This window comes from Pedobacter riviphilus (genome assembly GCF_014692875.1).
Classification (GTDB): domain Bacteria; phylum Bacteroidota; class Bacteroidia; order Sphingobacteriales; family Sphingobacteriaceae; genus Pedobacter; species Pedobacter riviphilus.
This window is the reverse complement of the sequence record NZ_CP061171.1, coordinates 680,623-695,929: the sequence shown is the minus strand read 5'-3', so window position 1 is coordinate 695,929 and position 15,307 is coordinate 680,623. Positions and strand designations below refer to the sequence as shown.

The following is a 15,307-nucleotide window of genomic DNA, read 5'->3' as shown; positions in this document are numbered from 1 at the left end:
AATTAGCCGTTTTCAGTTGGCATTGAATTAAAATAATAATGACCAGGTCTCGATACTTGATATTCGATACTTGATAATAGATACTTGATAATAGACAAATGGAATTTAAAGTCCCTACAATGGCCGAGTTAATGGCCGCAGGTGAAGAACCGGAAATATTATTTTGGGTTGGATGTGCCGGAAGTTACGATGAAAGAGCGCAGAAAATTACACGCGACATTTGCAAGATCTTACATCATGTAGGCATAAAATACGCTGTTTTAGGAACAGAAGAAAGCTGCACCGGAGATCCCGCTAAAAGGGCTGGTAACGAATTTCTTTTCCAGATGCAGGCCATGACCAACATTGAGGTATTAAATGCCTACAACATCAAAAAAATTGTAACAGGTTGTCCACACTGCTTCAATACTATTAAAAATGAATATCCGGGTTTAGGCGGCACTTACGAGGTGATCCACCATACGCAATTGATACAGGATTTAATTAACGAGGGCAAACTAAAAGCCGAAGGTGGCGAAAGTTTCAAAGGCAAAAAAATCACCTATCACGACCCATGTTATTTGGGCCGGGGAAATGGAATTTACGAAGCACCTAGAAAAGCTCTAGAGGTACTTGATGCACAGTTAGTAGAAATGAAGCGCTGCAAAAGCAATGGCTTATGCTGTGGTGCCGGTGGCGCTCAGATGTTTAAAGAACCAGAAAAGGGAAATAAGGATATCAATGTAGAACGTATTGATGAAGCCTTACAAACCAATCCGCAGGTTATTGCTGCAGGTTGCCCCTTCTGTATGACGATGCTAAGCGACGGTATTAAACTAAAAGATAAAGAACAGGAAGTTAAGGTGTTGGATATTGCTGAGATTACAGCAAGGGCTAACGGCCTGTAACAACTTCTTTTATCAAAAAAATGGCCCGAGTATATTCAATACTCGGGCCATTTTTATTTATTTTATGCTCTACACCGCATCAGATAAAGAGGTAAAGGTAAAATCCCTTATCCTTAGCGGTGGTAAAAGATAGTTGGCTTCCGATTCGGCGCTTACTGTTCTTTCCGCTATTCCGATCTCATCCAGGTTATTCAACATAATAATCGGGCTTTCGTTGAAACGAAAATTTTTGACCGGAAACTTGATTTCTCCATTTTCGATATAAAAAGTACCATCCCTGGTTAACCCGGTTAGTAATAAAGTTTGTGGATCTACCGTACGGATATACCATAAACGGGTTACTAAAATTCCCTTTTCTGTTCCTTTGATCAATTCTTCCAGACTTTTGGTTCCGCCCTGCATAATGGCACCGCCTGGGTAGGGTATCGCTTTAATTCCGGTTTTCTGCGCCCAGTACCTCGAACTGTATAAATTTTTAACTACTCCTTTTTCTATCCAGTTTACTTTCTGCTGTGGCCGCCCGTCGCCAGACCATGTTGAAGTTGGAAGTTCAGGATTCCATGGGTCTGAATAAATATTTACTCTTGCATCCACCAGTTGCTCACCCAATTTTGTCTTCCCCCCGGTTTGCTCATAAAGCTCCGCCCTTCATCGGCCTGTCTGGCATCCATCGAGAAGAATAGGTTTTCCAGCATCACCGCTACCGCAGTTGGCTCTAAAATAACGGTATATTTTCCTGGCTCTATGGCCTTTGCCGTTACCGACGACATTGCTTTTTTGGCTGCTATAACTGTATCGGCTTTTGCATTGAGCTTGCTAAAATCAGTATATCCTCTGGTGGCATAACCAGAGCCTTTACCACCATCAGTTCTTACTGTAATGTTAAAAGCAACATCGGTTGAGGTATTGTAGGCAAATAAACCTTTACTATTCATCATTGCTGCACAGCCCACGCTGTTCGATAAAAATCCGGCAGCATTCAGCTTGTTATCCAAAGCCTCTTTTAAACTGGCCTGTACGGCATCGGCCCTGTCTTTTGGGGTAACGGCTGCTGTAGCAGGAGAAAAGGTGGGCGAATCTGCACCATATTCCTGAGGGCCAAGAAAAGGCATAAATTCAGGGTTTTCGGGTGCAAGTTGCGCAAGTTCTTCTGCTCTGCGCACTACTTTTTCTAATGAAGCATCGTCAAACTCGTTTATGGTTGCTGTACCGAGTTTTTTTCCGAAAGCAGAACTGACTACCAAACTGTTGGCACTAATTCCACCACTGGTAGAAACTGCGTTTCTGGCATACCTCAGGTTGCCGCTATCTGAACAATTTAAATTTACTTCACATTGTTCGGCTTTAGAGTAAGAAAGTACTTTAGTTAAAAGTGCCTTTGCTTCTGCTTTTGTTAAGATTGGCATAATTTCTATCAGATTTTTCTAGCGGTGTTGATTACATTAACTTTATTAAAACGTGCAGTTGCCGATCCGTGAGACACAGCGCTTACCTGGCCGGGCTGGCCTTTACCATCAAAGAACGAGCCTCCTAAACGGTAATCGCTTTGATCACAAATGGCCGCACACGAATTCCAGAATTCCTGAGTATTGGCTTGGTAAGCTACATCTTTAAGCATACCAACAATTTTCCCCGCTTTAATTTCGTAATAAAGCTGACCTCCGAACTGGAAATTATAACGCTGCTGATCGATAGAAAAAGATCCATCGCCTACAATGTAAATGCCTTTTTCCACATTTTTGATCTGATCAGCTATACTCAATTTGGCCTTACCTGGTTGCAAAGAAATATTTGCCATACGCTGAAACTGAACACTGCTCCAGTTATCGGCATAACAACATCCCTGCGAGGCATTTAAACCTAATATATGTGCCTGATCTCTGATGGCCTGGTAATTTACCAATATACCATCTTTAATTACATCCCATTTTCCGCATTTCACGCCTTCATCATCGTAACCAACAGCCCCTAACGATCCAACTTCTGTTTTATCGGCAGTAATATTAACTTCCTTGCTACCATAATTAAATTTTTTAGATTCCCATTTATCTAAGGTTAGGAAACTCGTTCCTGCATAATTGGCCTCATAACCCAATACGCGGTCGAGTTCGGTTGGATGACCGCATGACTCGTGAATGGTTAACCATAAATGTGAAGGATCTAATACCAGGTCATACTTACCTGGCTCTACCGATTTTGCCTTCATCTTTTCGCCTACCTGTTTGGCTGCCTGCGTAGCATCTTCAAGCATATCGTACCTGCCTTTGTAAAGCGTACCGGAAGGCGTTTGTATTTTATCCTGTGGCCTTGCATTTAAATATTCGTAGCCTTTGCCTGTAGGTGCACTTAATGCATTTCTGGTTTCGAATTTACCCGTTTCCTTATTTATTTTAGTGATAAAGAAAGTAGGCCAGATACGGTGGATATCCTGATCGATATAAGAACCATCAGTTGAAGCAAAATATTTTTGTTCATTTACCGCAAATAATACAGAGTTGATGTAATCAGCACCACCTTTCATGGCAGCATCATTCACCGCCAGCAATAAATCTACCTTTTCTTTTATCGGCACCTCAAAAGTATTTTTCTCAATCGGCGCTTTCCAGCTTACCTCACCATATCCTTTTTGTGGTGCAAGTTTTACAGGTTCTCTTAACAAACGGGAATTTTCTTTGGCAATAGTTACCGCCAGTTCAGCTGCTTTGGCAATGCTATCTTTATCCAATTTGTCGGTTGCCGCAAAACCCCAACTGCCATTCGAAATTACCCTAATACCAATCCCATATGATTCGGTATTTACAATATTCTCTACTTTATCCTCGCGTGTAACTACGTATTGGTTCAGGTATCTGCCCACACGCACATCAGTGTAAGTTGCGCCTTTTGATCGTGCCGCATTTAAGGCCACATCCGACATGATTTTTTTTGCTGCAGGATCAATATACTCTAAAGCCTGCTCGGGGGAAATTTCTTTCCCAAAAACTGGAATGGCAGGAAGCATGGCTGCAGCAGCGCCTACACCAGTTAAATAAATAAAGTTTCTACGTTTCAAGATGAGATTGTTTTAAGTTGACTGAATATAAGTCTTTTAACTTATTTTCGGAAATTTCTTGATCATTATCCAGTTTACTTTAACAATTTCTCACTACTAGGCCAGTTTTCCGTGCCACAGCCCTAAGTTTATAGCCCTGATTGAAGCGACATCCCCGATATTTCATCGTGATCAAGCGCAGAGCAGGAGTAATTTTCAAAAAAGCGAATAACAAGCGCTCCGAAACAACCAAAAATTTTACCATTTTACTTTATACGGCATGACCAACATTATGATTTTTAGTTTCTCATTTTAGGAAAGCAATTGCAGCAGGTTAATTATTCACCTATGGCTTTTGGGAAATTGAAACCTCTGCATTAATTTTATTCAGGTTATCACGGATAAGATTTAAATCTTCGGCCTCTATGTTTTTTAGTGGAATAACCAGCTGTGTAGCCATCGAATCTACATCGCCTCCCCTATCTTTATAGGTCTGCACAATTACATCGTCTCCTTTGGTATGGATATACAATTTGCCTGAAGTAGTTGTACCATAATAATCCATATCTTTAAATTTCGAGAGCTTAAATGCGAAATACTCCGTTTTACCGTTATTAAAGTAACGCTTGTAACGGCAAAAGCCATTGTTGGTAACATTTAGCTCATAACGCTTTACCTGGTCGCTTTCCTGACTGTTATCGTAATGATCGGTAAATGTTTTTTGAAGGAAATTAATCGATTGCGTGATGGTTTCAGGGTCGGAAAAAGCACATAAAAACATACAAAAAGCCGAAAGAAGCGATATTTTCAAGCAGAGTGTAAACTTTTTCATCAGGTTAGCGTTTTAAACACACCAATTTAATTAAAATCATAAATTTGTATATGAGTTTTTCTCCACAATCAAGAGTTTGGATATACCAAAGCGATCGAAAGTTTACTTCTATTGAAGAAACTGAGATCTTAAACAAATTAGCAGCTTTTACCAACCAATGGAAAGCACATGGAAACGAATTGCTTGCAAAAGCAGAAATTCGCTATGGCTTTTTTATTATCCTAACAGTTGATGAAAGTCAGGCGGGTGTTACCGGTTGCTCTATCGATAGCTCTGTACGATTGATCAAAGAAATTGAGCAGGAATACCATGTAGATCTTTTTAACCGCTTCAATATTGCCTATAAGGTAAATGGAGAGGTTGTGGTAAACAACAAAGAAGATTTTGAAACCCTTGTCAACATTAAACAGGTTACACCAGAAACCATTGTATTTAACAACATGGTTCAAAACCTGGCCGAGCTCGAATCTAAGTGGGAAGTTCCTTTTCAAAACAGCTGGCATTCTACTGTTTTTGCACATTTATTGTAGACCAGTGTTTATTGTAGATCTTAAATATATTGTTCCACTAGAAGAACTGGATGAACATATGGAGGCGCATGTTCAATTTTTAAGAAAATACTACGACCAGCATATCTTTGTGGCTTCGGGCAGAAAGGTACCCCGAACCGGTGGGATTATTTTGGCCCTAACTAAAGATGAGGCTGAATTAAAAAAAATCCTGATGGAAGATCCCTTTTACAAGCATCGTTTGGCCGATTTCACGATTACACATTTTCTCACCTCACAGTACCACCCCAGCCTGCAATCACTTTTAGGCTAACTGATTCGCAAAACCTGTAGCGCTATTACAGCTATTTTTTTACTATCAGCCAAACAATTAGCAAGCAAAAAACATTATATTGGATAAATCAAATAATGTCTATGAAGCGCTGGCTCAAAATCTCTTTAAAAATTATATCGGTTATTGTTGTGCTGATTATCCTAACCTGGCTAGCAGGCGCATTTTACATCAGCAAAAATAAAAAAGAAGTACTTGCTTCTATCCTGTCACAGCTCAATAAAAATTTAAACGGAAAAATTACCGCTACAAGCATGGAGCCAACGCTGCTTAAAAGTTTTCCGGGCGTTTCAGTATCCTTAAATGGTGTTTTACTCAGAGATAGCCTGTGGAACCAACATAAACACGACCTTTTAAAGGCACAGGATATAGATGTATCTTTAAATGTACTTTCGCTTATTGTAGGCAATATCAACATTAAACAGATTGCCATTAACAATGCATCTATCTATATCTACACCGATTCTACGGGCTATAGCAACACCAGTATTTTTAAGAGAAAACCGAAAGCAGAAAAAAAATCATCACCTAAATCCTCTGCGCTAGAAATTAAAAAAATTGATTTTAACAAGGTGAGTCTGGTATTGGATAACAAAAAAAGATTCAAATTATTCAACTTCGATATCGATCAGGTCCAGGGCAGAATGCAATACCCTGATAGCGGCTGGACAGGTAAAATCAAGTTAATGACTAAAGTAAACAGTTTCGCCTTTAATACGCGTAAAGGTAGTTTTTTGAAAGACAAAACCTTAGAAGGCACCTTAAACGCACATTATAGCCGGGATCTCGACGCAGTAGTACTAAATCCCGAAATATTAAACATCGGCGGCCATCCTTTTAAAATCGGTGCTAAAATAGAACTGGGTAAATCTGCTTTTGCCATTAACATTGCTGTGGATGATATTTTATTTAGAGACGTTGCTTTACTCCTATCGCCAAATATCTCTTCCAAACTCTTAAAGTTTGGCATCGAAAAACCGATCAATATCCGGGGAAATATCGTTGACGATGGATCAGGAAAATATGGAGATCCGTTAATTAAAGTGGGCATAACCGTTCGGGATAATGTAGTTTCTATTCCGGCAGGTAAATTAACGGCTTGTAATTTTGATGGTTCCTTTACCAATCGGGATACTGTTGGAGGTATTATTGGTGATGAAAACTCATCGATCAGGTTCCACAGGCTTACAGCAAAATATTTTAATGCGCCTCTTAAGATTGACACTTTTACGGTAAATAATTTATCTCGTCCAATTGCCACCGGATTGGTAACCTCGCAATTCCCCCTATCCAATTTAAACAATTCATTAGGTACAAACGATTTTGAATTTAAAGACGGTACAGCCAACTTAAGGTTATATTGCAAGGCTGATATTGATAACTTCAGGTTTACCAAACCGGTTGTTTCTGGAAAAATACAGATTGCTGATGCCGATATCCTTTACATCCCGAGGAAGCTTCACCTGGTAAAAAGTGCCTTAAACATCAATTTTAACCAGAATGATTTATCGATACAGAACGGACATTTTCAATTGGGTAAAAGCGAGCTTAATGTAAGTTGTAGTATCGCCAATTTTGCCAACCTGTATTATACTGCTCCAGAAAAAATATTGGTAAACTTAAAAATGTCGAGTCCTCAGCTCTACTTAAAAGAGTTTTTACCCTTCTTAGGACCAAGAACGACAAAGAAAAAATCAGGCGGAAATAAACAAGTGGTTTCAAAAGAGCTGAGCAATGTACTGGAAGTTTCGAAAATGAATATCCGTTTAACAGTTAATAAAGCCATTTACGATAATTTTCTGGCCAAAAACCTTGATGCCGATATTTCTTTGCGGGGCGGGGGAATATTCTTCAACAAAATAAGCGTGGCGCATGCAGGTGGCCTGTTATCGCTAAATGGAAATATTATGCAGGAAGCTGCTTCAAATAGTTTTAAGATCAATTCTAAGATTAGCCATGTAAGCGTGAAAGATTTCTTTTATTCGTTTGATAACTTCGGACAGAATACCATCACCAACAAGAATTTAAAGGGCTATTTATCATCATTGGTTAATATTTCAGGCAAGATATCGCACACCGGAAAAATTCTTCCCCGATCGATAAATGGTAAAGTGGTCTTCAACCTGAACAATGCTGCACTGGTTAATTTCGACCCCATGGTTAAGGTAGGAAAATTTGCTTTTGCCAACAGGAACCTATCAAACGTAGAAATCAAGAACCTTGATGGAACCCTTAATATCCGTGGTGATAAGGTAGAAATCAGTCCGATGCAGATAAACTCCAGTGCTTTAAACTTTAACGTGAAAGGCACTTATGCTTTAGGAAATGGCACAAATGTAGAGATGGACATTCCATTGAGAAACCCAAAGGGAGATGAAAACCTAACCAGATCAGAAAAAAGAGAAGCCCGCATGCGTGGCATCGTATTGCACTTAAAAGCTATTGATGACGAAAAGGGCGGAATAAAAATCAGGTGGAATAAAGATCACGATTAGTTTAGTCAGAGAGTCTCAAGTCCTTAATCAATTGTTGGACTCAAGATTATAAACTGCGGACTAAAAATCAAGTGGCCCTAACCTATTCATATTCCTTAAAATCAGGTATTGGCGATGTCTGATGTACGGGGTTGCATTTTTGGGCGTCCAACGCAATGGATTTGGGAAGCAAGAGGCAATTAAAGCGGCTTCTTTCTTCGTCAGTTTTGTACAGGATTTACCATAATACTCCTGTGCGGCGGCCTCAGCACCATAAATTCCGTCGCCCATTTCGATTACGTTAAGGTAAACTTCCAATATTCTTTCTTTGTTCCAAAACAGCTCAATCAGTAAAGTAAAATAAGCTTCAAAACCCTTTCTAATCCACGAGCGGCCAGGCCATAGGAAAACATTTTTAGCAGTTTGTTGCGAAATGGTACTCCCACCTTTTACCTTTTTTCCTTTAGCATTACTGGCAAAAGCCTTTTCAATGGCTTTCATATCAAAACCGATATGTGTTAAAAAGAGTTGATCTTCGGCAGATACTGCGGCCCTTTTCATGTTGTCAGAGATATCTTCAAATTTCATCCACTTTTTCTCTGTTTTAAAAGGTTTCCCGTCGGCTTTACGCTCAATATTCCTTAAAACCATTAAAAGTGTTATCGGTGGATTAATAAAACGCAATGTAATTACCCAAAATACAGAAACCAGCAAAAAATATAAAAATACCTTTGTGGCAATATTGGTAATCTTTTTCAGAAGGGGATGTTTTGCTTTGCTTTTAGCTCTGGTTGTCCGCGTTTTCGCCATGTGCCAAAGTTAATTAAAGGGATGGAAGATGGGAAATGAAGGAAGCTGGAATAATGCAAAAAAAAGTTTTTTTATGATCAAAAAATAAAGCCAAAATGCAAAATTCTCGTGGTAGACGCTTAATGTACATTAAAATCAGTTTGTTTATGTATTTTGTGATTCACATTTTTAAATAAAGCGCAAACCAAAATTAACGAAATGAAAAAACTAGGCTTTCTCTTTCTTGCTGTTACACTATGGGGCTGCAGTACAACCAAAAACATTAATAACAGTCATGAAAAGTGGGTTACTCTTTTTAACGGAAAAGACATCAAAGACTGGAATGTTAAAATCCACCATCACGATTACAATGTAAACTTCGGAAACACCTTCCGTGTTGAAGATGGCATTATAAAAGTACGTTATGATCAGTATGGGGATTTTAATGATCAGTTTGGTCATCTTTATTACAAAACACCTTTTTCATACTATCATTTAAAACTAAAATACCGCATGGTTGGTGAGTTGCAAAAAGGCGCACCAAGTTATACTTTACGCAATAGCGGCTTAATGTTCCATTCTCAGGATCCGAAAACGATGCCTAAGGAACAAGACTGGCCAATCTCTATTGAGATGCAATTTTTAGGCGGCTTAAGTGATGGCCATCCTCGTCCTACAGGAAATATGTGTTCGCCAGGTACAGATATTTTTTATCAGGGTAAGTTATATGATGGACATTGCCTGGACTCTAAATCAAAAACATACGACGGCGATCAGTGGGTATCGGCAGAACTGATTGTGCTCGGCGATTCGCTTGTAACGCATATTATAAACGGCGATACCGTTTTACAATATAGCAAACCACAGATAGGTGGCGGGGTAGCCAACCGCTACGATCCGAAAATAAAAATTGACAGAAAAGCGCTTACTCAGGGTTTTATTGCCTTACAAAGTGAGGGACAGCCTGTCGATTTTAAAGATATCCAGATCATGGAACTTACACACCAGAACAAGAAAAAATCTAATTAAACATTTTTCAATATCATACGTTACAACAACATGAAAGTTGCATTAATTACGGGCGGAAGTAAAGGAATTGGTTTCGGTATTGCAGAAGCCCTTTTAAAAGAAGGCTATAAGGTAGCCATTACAAGCAGGACGATTGCCAGCGCAAACCAGGCCGCATCACTCCTTGTGGCACATGGGGATGTATTGGCCATTGAAGCAGATGTTGCGGATTTTAAATCTCAGCAGGATGCTGTAAATCTGATACTCGAAAAATGGGGACAATTGGATATACTCATTGCCAATGCTGGTGTAGGGCATTTTGCACCAATTGATGAATTGGACATTAATTTATGGAAAGAAACCATTGATACCAATTTAACAGGTGTTTTTTACAGCATTAAAGCCTCGGTTGATGAAATCAAAAAAACAAAGGGACATATCTTTACCATATCAAGCTTGGCAGGTACAAACTTTTTTGCAGGCGGCTCGGCATATAATGCCAGCAAATTTGGCTTAACGGGTTTTACGCAATCGGTTATGCTCGATTTAAGAAAGTACGGGGTAAAGGTGAGTACCATAATGCCAGGATCGGTAGCGAGCCACTTTAACGATCATCAGCCCAATACAGAAGATGATGCCTGGAAAATCCAGCCAGAGGATATGGGCAAACTGATTGTTGATTTATTGGCGATGCCAGCGAGAACCTTACCTAGTAAGGTAGAAATCAGACCGACTACACCGAAAGGATAGGAAAGATCTGAGATATTAGATTGGAGATTAAAGATTTATTATTTATGCATTGGCAGGTCTCAAACCCAATATCTCAGATTTTATATCATAAAAAAAGTCCTTTCAAAAAACTGAAAGGACTTTTTTTATGATTCTTAAAGAATGCTTATTCAGCTACTACTTCAAAAGGAACCTGAACTTTAACTTCTTTGTGTAAGTTTAAGTTAGCAACATATTCGCCAACAAATTTAGGTTCAGTCTCGAAAGTAATACGACGACGGTCTACATCAAAGCCTTGTGCTTTTAATGCTTCAGCAATCTGGATGGTATTAACCGCTCCGAAGATTTTTCCGCTTTCGCCAGCTTTAGCACCGATTGAAAGTTTAACATCAGTTAAACGTTCAGCAACACCTTCAGCATCTTTCTTAATTTTATCTTGTTTAAAAGCAGCTTGCTTTAAGTTTTCAGCCAAAACTTTTTTAGCTGAAGAGGTAGCCAATGCTGCAAATCCTTGAGGGATTAAATAGTTACGGCCAAAACCTGGCTTTACTGTAACCACATCATCTTTCTCACCAAGGCCTTTAATATCTTGTTTTAAAATAATTTCCATATCTCTAGCCTCCTATTTTAATTGATCAGCAACGAAAGGTAACAAACCGATATGACGGGCACGTTTAACTGCCTGAGCCACTTTACGTTGGAATTTTAACGAAGTACCGGTTAAACGGCGTGGTAATAATTTACCTTGATCGTTAATAAATTTCAACAAGAAGTTTGCATCCTTGTAATCGATGTATTTAATTCCGTTTTTCTTGAAACGGCAATATTTTTTACGGTTATCCTCTACTTTAGGGGCAGTTACGTATTGTATTTGTTCTCTTGCCATTACGCTGCAACCTCCTTAGTTTTTTTGTTAAAAGCACCACTACGCTTTTTCTCATTGTAAGCAACAGCGTGTTTGTCTAAACGGATAGTTAAGAAACGTAACACACGCTCATCGCGTTTTAATTCAAGCTCTAATTTTGCGATCAAATCTCCTGAAGCTTTGTATTCAGTTAAGTTGAAGAATCCATTTGATTTTTTCTCAATTGGATACGCTAATTTTCTCAAACCCCAATTATCTTCTTGGATAATTTCGGCTCCGTTATCAGTTAGAACTGCTTTGAATTTAGCTAATGCCTCTTTCGCAGCCTCTTCAGATAACAACGGGGTTAGAACGATAACAGTTTCGTACTGATTCATTGTTATTAATTAAGTTTTTAATTTTTTTAATCCCGAGGTATATTACGGGGATGCAAAAGTAACAATATTTTTCTTAAAATCAAATGATTAGTAAGAAATAATAATAGAATATGGTAAGATTGAATGGATGATGGAAATTAGAAAACAGATGGCAGGGGCCTTGGTATTAGTTCATCCATCTTACCTCTTCCAAATTATACAAAAAAAGGGAATTACCTGTCTAGATAATCCCCTATATCAATTAGCTGTTGTTATTAATAAGTTTGTATCGTTTTAACATAAGACTCATCTTTAAATTTAACCATGAAGGTCAATTCTTTCGAATCTGTTTTGCTGATATTGAATTTTTTAGTCAACTGTGTCCTATCTTTAAAAACCTCGTAATAAACCTCATCATTGTATTCGTTGTAAACTTTCACTTCGATTGGGCTTTTATCTAAATTTTCGAGATTAAGTGTAACAACCTCATCTTTTAGCGTATAAACTGGTTTAAATACGTTAGTGATTTTCGGCTCAGAAACCAAAGCCTTGCCATTTTTAATGGTAACGGTATATTTAGCCAGTTTTAAATCAGACTCTATTTTAAGCACATAATTTCCATCAGGAAGTGCATTTAAATCATAAACTTTGCTAGAGGCAACTGAAGCATGAATGTTTTCTTCAAACAATACTTCCTGATCCGAACCAACAAAAGATAAATTAACGTCTTCTGCTTTACCTATAGAAAAACGAATAAATTTATTTTTTTCACTTTTTACGTTTGGCGTAAAATTATCATCGTTAGCGTGAACACCCGTAGCAGTAAAAAACAAGGCTGCTATTAAACCGATTTTTAAGAACTTTTTCATAACCAATTATTTTATAAGAGTTAATCATTATATGATGATACTAAGGTAAGGAGCTAATTTGGATATAGTGAGTTGCATATTTTCCACTTTCTATGCTATATTACCCCAACAATACCTTCATTTGACAAAAAGCTATAATAAAGCATATTTTTTATGTATTTTGGTGAAATAATTTAGCATGTATGAAACCAAGTTTCGAGGTTGTTGAACCTTCTTTTGGAAGTTCGTTCTATTATTCTAAGTATGTAGAAAATGCAAACAACATGGCACATCTTTGGCATTACCATCCTGAAATTGAAATGGTGTTTGTTAATGGCGGTTCGGGGAAAAGGCAAATTGGAAGTCACGTTTCTTATTACACCGAAGGCGATCTGATTCTAATTGGCAGCAATCTTCCCCATTGTGGCTTTACCGATACCAATACCGGAAACAAAAACGAAACCGTTATCCAGATGAAACCCGATTTTTTGGGCAGCACTTTTTTAGGTCTGCAGGAGATCAAAGGAATACAAGAACTGTTCGATAAATCGAAAGCTGGAATTGCCTTCGGTAGCGAAACCATGCGGGTAGTTGGCGATAGAATAGAAATGATGGACGATCAGCCACCTTTTGAAAGGCTTTTAACCTTACTTAGCGTATTAAAGGAACTCGAATATGCTAAAGATTACAACATCTTAAACGCCGATGGTTTTTCGATGGAAATGCAGGTGCAGGATAACGACCGTATTAATATGATTTTTAACTACGTAAAAGATCATTTCCAGGAGCAAATCAGTTTACAGCACATTGCAGAAATGTCGAGCATGACTGTTCCTTCATTTTGCCGTTATTTTAAAAAGATTACCAAAAAAACCTTTACACATTTTGTAAACGAATACCGGGTAGTACATGCTTCAAAGCTCTTGGCCGAAAAACCCACCAGCATTGCCAATATTTCTTACGAAAGCGGGTTTAACAATTTCAGCCACTTTAATAAATTATTTAAGGAGTTTACTGGTAAAAGTGCTTCAGAATACAGACATGAGTTAAAATCAGTGATTAAATAATATATTAGAATAAGTTTTTAAAATATGAACAAGCCTCTGATATTAACATTTTTAGTATTTACCAATCTGATCAGTTTTTCACTCTACGCCCAATATGTAGAGATCAATCTGGTTAATAGCAAAATAAACGACAATGAGCAAAAGAAAATAGAAAAACTAATTGCTTATGAGCGCATGTTCTGCAACGAAATTTTCGAAACCAGTAATAACATTACTGTTCCTGTTAAAATCAACCTTTATGGAAAATCAAAAGATTACCGCATAGAAAAAAACAAGTATAATGCACCATCATCAACCGGATTCTACATCTCGGCAATAAACCAGGCTTTTATTATGAAGAGTGGCGATTTTATTCCCGTGGCCTTGCACGAGGCCAGTCACAGCATTTTCCAGTTTAATTATCAGAAGGCTCCAAAATGGCTAAATGAGGGCCTTGCTGAGTTTTTCGAAACCTTAGATTTCGACAGTGATGGAAATTTATACGCCTACCCACAAAGCAACCGGATTAAAAGTATAAAAGCAGGTTTAGCTTTTAAGGATACCGACAGGTTAAAGACTTTTTTCAGGATCTACGATGGCACTTTTTACGGCCATGGTATTGACGACAACTATAATACGGCCTATAGCATGATCTATTATTTCGTTAAAAACAAAAGTACCAAAGCATTAAAAAACATCATCAAGTTAACTGCACAGGGCTATGATACTGAAAAAGCCATAACACTTACTTACGGCAGCTTTGATACATTTGAAGCAAGTTATAAACAGTTTTATAACCTGCACCATTGATATTATCAATATTGCTTAACTTTTATACGATAGTTACCTTTATAATATTCTTTCATTTTAATTACCTCTTTTGATTTCTCGGTTAGCCAGAAAATGGCATAACTATCTTTGCTGTAATTAATTTTAAGCAGCCAACACTTAACCGAAATATCTGCATTCAACTTTAAATCTTCTCTACCAACTACTTCATAACGATGGTAGGAAGCTAATTTTTCGTTGGGATCGAAAAAGGAAATATCGAATTGCTGGCCAACTTTTTTTATTGGTAATAATGGGTAGGTTTCTAAATCCTGCTCCCATGAAATGATCGGGATATCCAATTTAACCGGTCCTTTTTTGATTGCATCATTATTTTTCACGGTATCAGATGGCTGCATCAAGCCATTTTTGTAATCATAAGCAAAAACGCCTCTTCGTTTATAACTGGCATAATGATAAATTGGAGACATCGTTTTTCGGTCGCAGATATTTGTTATTGTAGCGAAAAGGGAATCGTTGTGAAGCCATTTCCAGCCAAATTCTACAACATCATTTTTATCTCTTGTTTTAAACACGGTTGTTCTTTCCCATATATCTCCAACAGTCCGTTTCGTTTCAAGAGAATCGGTCATGTAAACCAGGTAGCTGTTTTTTCCCTCTTTCAGATTGCTCATCACCAGTTTATGGTTTTGCGCATTTATAGTATCAACCTGTGCCATCGAAGTGCCTGCAAAAGACAGCAATATCGCGTTAATAAAAATTAATATCCTCATTTATAAAGTTTTACGATTAGATTAATTTTATTGGTAAATG

General features: G+C 37.9%; 18 protein-coding genes. 8 read left to right on the top strand and 10 right to left on the bottom strand.

All coding sequences use genetic code 11. The features are described from left to right. The first annotated feature begins 98 nt into the window (after positions 1-98). Positions 99-887 (top strand): (Fe-S)-binding protein, encoded by a 789-nt coding sequence (locus H9N25_RS02790; RefSeq protein ID WP_029277013.1) that lies wholly within the window; start codon positions 99-101, stop codon positions 885-887. 69 nt (positions 888-956) lie between these two features. Here the strand turns inward: H9N25_RS02790 and H9N25_RS24890 are convergent, their stop codons facing one another. From H9N25_RS24890 to H9N25_RS02775, 4 genes are all read right to left on the bottom strand, one after another. Continuing rightward, positions 957-1,481 carry a metallopeptidase TldD-related protein gene (locus H9N25_RS24890; protein WP_255524552.1) on the bottom strand — a complete coding sequence of 175 codons (525 nt, stop codon included), beginning with the start codon at positions 1,479-1,481 and terminating at the stop codon, positions 957-959. Further along, entirely contained in the window at positions 1,466-2,293 is an 828-nt protein-coding gene (locus tag H9N25_RS24885) for a metallopeptidase TldD-related protein (RefSeq protein ID WP_255524551.1), read from the bottom strand. Before H9N25_RS24885 ends, H9N25_RS24890 begins: the two co-directional genes overlap by 16 nt. An 8-nt stretch (positions 2,294-2,301) precedes the next feature. Continuing rightward, positions 2,302-3,939, bottom strand: coding sequence for a TldD/PmbA family protein (locus H9N25_RS02780; protein ID WP_190327880.1), 1,638 nt, complete (start codon positions 3,937-3,939; stop codon positions 2,302-2,304). A gap of 325 nt (positions 3,940-4,264) precedes the next feature. Continuing rightward, positions 4,265-4,750 (bottom strand): hypothetical protein, encoded by a 486-nt coding sequence (locus tag H9N25_RS02775; RefSeq protein ID WP_190327879.1) that lies wholly within the window; start codon positions 4,748-4,750, stop codon positions 4,265-4,267. Between the two features lie 50 nt (positions 4,751-4,800). On the opposite strand from H9N25_RS02775, the gene H9N25_RS02770 reads away from it, so the two are divergent. The 3 genes from H9N25_RS02770 (at position 4,801) to H9N25_RS02760 (ending at position 8,085) form a co-directional block, all read left to right on the top strand. Beyond that, positions 4,801-5,280 carry an ABC transporter ATPase gene (locus tag H9N25_RS02770; protein WP_190327878.1) on the top strand — a complete coding sequence of 160 codons (480 nt, stop codon included), beginning with the start codon at positions 4,801-4,803 and terminating at the stop codon, positions 5,278-5,280. A 4-nt stretch (positions 5,281-5,284) separates the two neighbouring features. Next, on the top strand, positions 5,285-5,572 hold the full coding sequence (locus H9N25_RS02765; protein WP_190327877.1) for a YciI family protein: 288 nt from the start codon (positions 5,285-5,287) through the stop codon (positions 5,570-5,572). Between the two features lie 101 nt (positions 5,573-5,673). Beyond that, positions 5,674-8,085, top strand: a complete 2,412-nt coding sequence (locus tag H9N25_RS02760) for an AsmA family protein (protein WP_190327876.1) — start codon at positions 5,674-5,676, stop codon at positions 8,083-8,085. Between the two features lie 60 nt (positions 8,086-8,145). Here H9N25_RS02760 and mtgA read toward each other — a convergent pair whose 3' ends face one another. Further along, the gene (mtgA, locus tag H9N25_RS02755; RefSeq protein WP_167293214.1) at positions 8,146-8,874 is read right to left on the bottom strand and encodes a monofunctional biosynthetic peptidoglycan transglycosylase; all 729 of its coding nucleotides are present in this window, start codon (positions 8,872-8,874) and stop codon (positions 8,146-8,148) included. A 198-nt stretch (positions 8,875-9,072) separates the two neighbouring features. On the opposite strand from mtgA, the gene H9N25_RS02750 reads away from it, so the two are divergent. Both H9N25_RS02750 and H9N25_RS02745 read left to right on the top strand, forming a co-directional pair. Then, positions 9,073-9,882, top strand: coding sequence for a 3-keto-disaccharide hydrolase (locus H9N25_RS02750; RefSeq protein WP_167293213.1), 810 nt, complete (start codon positions 9,073-9,075; stop codon positions 9,880-9,882). 30 nt (positions 9,883-9,912) lie between these two features. Further along, a complete protein-coding gene (locus H9N25_RS02745; RefSeq protein ID WP_190327875.1) occupies positions 9,913-10,611 on the top strand; it encodes an SDR family oxidoreductase in 699 nt (232 codons plus the stop codon). Between the two features lie 145 nt (positions 10,612-10,756). Here the strand turns inward: H9N25_RS02745 and rplI are convergent, their stop codons facing one another. From rplI to H9N25_RS02725, 4 genes are all read right to left on the bottom strand, one after another. Then, positions 10,757-11,200, bottom strand: a complete 444-nt coding sequence (rplI, locus tag H9N25_RS02740; RefSeq protein WP_167293211.1) for a 50S ribosomal protein L9 — start codon at positions 11,198-11,200, stop codon at positions 10,757-10,759. A gap of 12 nt (positions 11,201-11,212) precedes the next feature. Further along, the gene (gene rpsR / locus H9N25_RS02735) at positions 11,213-11,476 is read right to left on the bottom strand and encodes a 30S ribosomal protein S18 (protein ID WP_010599582.1); all 264 of its coding nucleotides are present in this window, start codon (positions 11,474-11,476) and stop codon (positions 11,213-11,215) included. Further along, positions 11,476-11,832 (bottom strand): 30S ribosomal protein S6, encoded by a 357-nt coding sequence (gene rpsF, locus H9N25_RS02730; RefSeq protein WP_086545075.1) that lies wholly within the window; start codon positions 11,830-11,832, stop codon positions 11,476-11,478. Before rpsF ends, rpsR begins: the two co-directional genes overlap by 1 nt. 254 nt (positions 11,833-12,086) lie before the next feature. Beyond that, positions 12,087-12,680, bottom strand: a complete 594-nt coding sequence (locus H9N25_RS02725; protein WP_167293210.1) for a hypothetical protein — start codon at positions 12,678-12,680, stop codon at positions 12,087-12,089. 182 nt (positions 12,681-12,862) lie between these two features. On the opposite strand from H9N25_RS02725, the gene H9N25_RS02720 reads away from it, so the two are divergent. Next, on the top strand, positions 12,863-13,726 hold the full coding sequence (locus H9N25_RS02720) for an AraC family transcriptional regulator (RefSeq protein ID WP_190327874.1): 864 nt from the start codon (positions 12,863-12,865) through the stop codon (positions 13,724-13,726). A gap of 24 nt (positions 13,727-13,750) precedes the next feature. After that, positions 13,751-14,515 (top strand): DUF1570 domain-containing protein, encoded by a 765-nt coding sequence (locus H9N25_RS02715; RefSeq protein WP_190327873.1) that lies wholly within the window; start codon positions 13,751-13,753, stop codon positions 14,513-14,515. Positions 14,516-14,520: 5 nt separating this feature from the next. Here the strand turns inward: H9N25_RS02715 and H9N25_RS02710 are convergent, their stop codons facing one another. Then, on the bottom strand, positions 14,521-15,267 hold the full coding sequence (locus tag H9N25_RS02710; RefSeq protein WP_190327872.1) for a DUF3108 domain-containing protein: 747 nt from the start codon (positions 15,265-15,267) through the stop codon (positions 14,521-14,523). Positions 15,268-15,307: the final 40 nt, after the last annotated feature.

Excerpts from the sequence above, each read along its gene's own strand:
- H9N25_RS02790 (WP_029277013.1), top strand. The coding sequence starts at position 99 with ATGGAATTTAAAGTCCCTACAATGGCCGAGTTAATGGCCGCAGGTGAA.
- H9N25_RS24885 (WP_255524551.1), bottom strand. The coding sequence starts at position 2,293 with ATGCCAATCTTAACAAAAGCAGAAGCAAAGGCACTTTTAACTAAAGTA.
- H9N25_RS02775 (WP_190327879.1), bottom strand. The coding sequence starts at position 4,750 with ATGAAAAAGTTTACACTCTGCTTGAAAATATCGCTTCTTTCGGCTTTT.
- H9N25_RS02770 (WP_190327878.1), top strand. The coding sequence starts at position 4,801 with ATGAGTTTTTCTCCACAATCAAGAGTTTGGATATACCAAAGCGATCGA.
- H9N25_RS02760 (WP_190327876.1), top strand. The coding sequence starts at position 5,674 with ATGAAGCGCTGGCTCAAAATCTCTTTAAAAATTATATCGGTTATTGTT.
- mtgA (WP_167293214.1), bottom strand. The coding sequence starts at position 8,874 with ATGGCGAAAACGCGGACAACCAGAGCTAAAAGCAAAGCAAAACATCCC.
- H9N25_RS02750 (WP_167293213.1), top strand. The coding sequence starts at position 9,073 with ATGAAAAAACTAGGCTTTCTCTTTCTTGCTGTTACACTATGGGGCTGC.
- H9N25_RS02745 (WP_190327875.1), top strand. The coding sequence starts at position 9,913 with ATGAAAGTTGCATTAATTACGGGCGGAAGTAAAGGAATTGGTTTCGGT.
- rplI (WP_167293211.1), bottom strand. The coding sequence starts at position 11,200 with ATGGAAATTATTTTAAAACAAGATATTAAAGGCCTTGGTGAGAAAGAT.
- rpsR (WP_010599582.1), bottom strand. The coding sequence starts at position 11,476 with ATGGCAAGAGAACAAATACAATACGTAACTGCCCCTAAAGTAGAGGAT.
- rpsF (WP_086545075.1), bottom strand. The coding sequence starts at position 11,832 with ATGAATCAGTACGAAACTGTTATCGTTCTAACCCCGTTGTTATCTGAA.
- H9N25_RS02725 (WP_167293210.1), bottom strand. The coding sequence starts at position 12,680 with ATGAAAAAGTTCTTAAAAATCGGTTTAATAGCAGCCTTGTTTTTTACT.
- H9N25_RS02720 (WP_190327874.1), top strand. The coding sequence starts at position 12,863 with ATGAAACCAAGTTTCGAGGTTGTTGAACCTTCTTTTGGAAGTTCGTTC.
- H9N25_RS02715 (WP_190327873.1), top strand. The coding sequence starts at position 13,751 with ATGAACAAGCCTCTGATATTAACATTTTTAGTATTTACCAATCTGATC.
- H9N25_RS02710 (WP_190327872.1), bottom strand. The coding sequence starts at position 15,267 with ATGAGGATATTAATTTTTATTAACGCGATATTGCTGTCTTTTGCAGGC.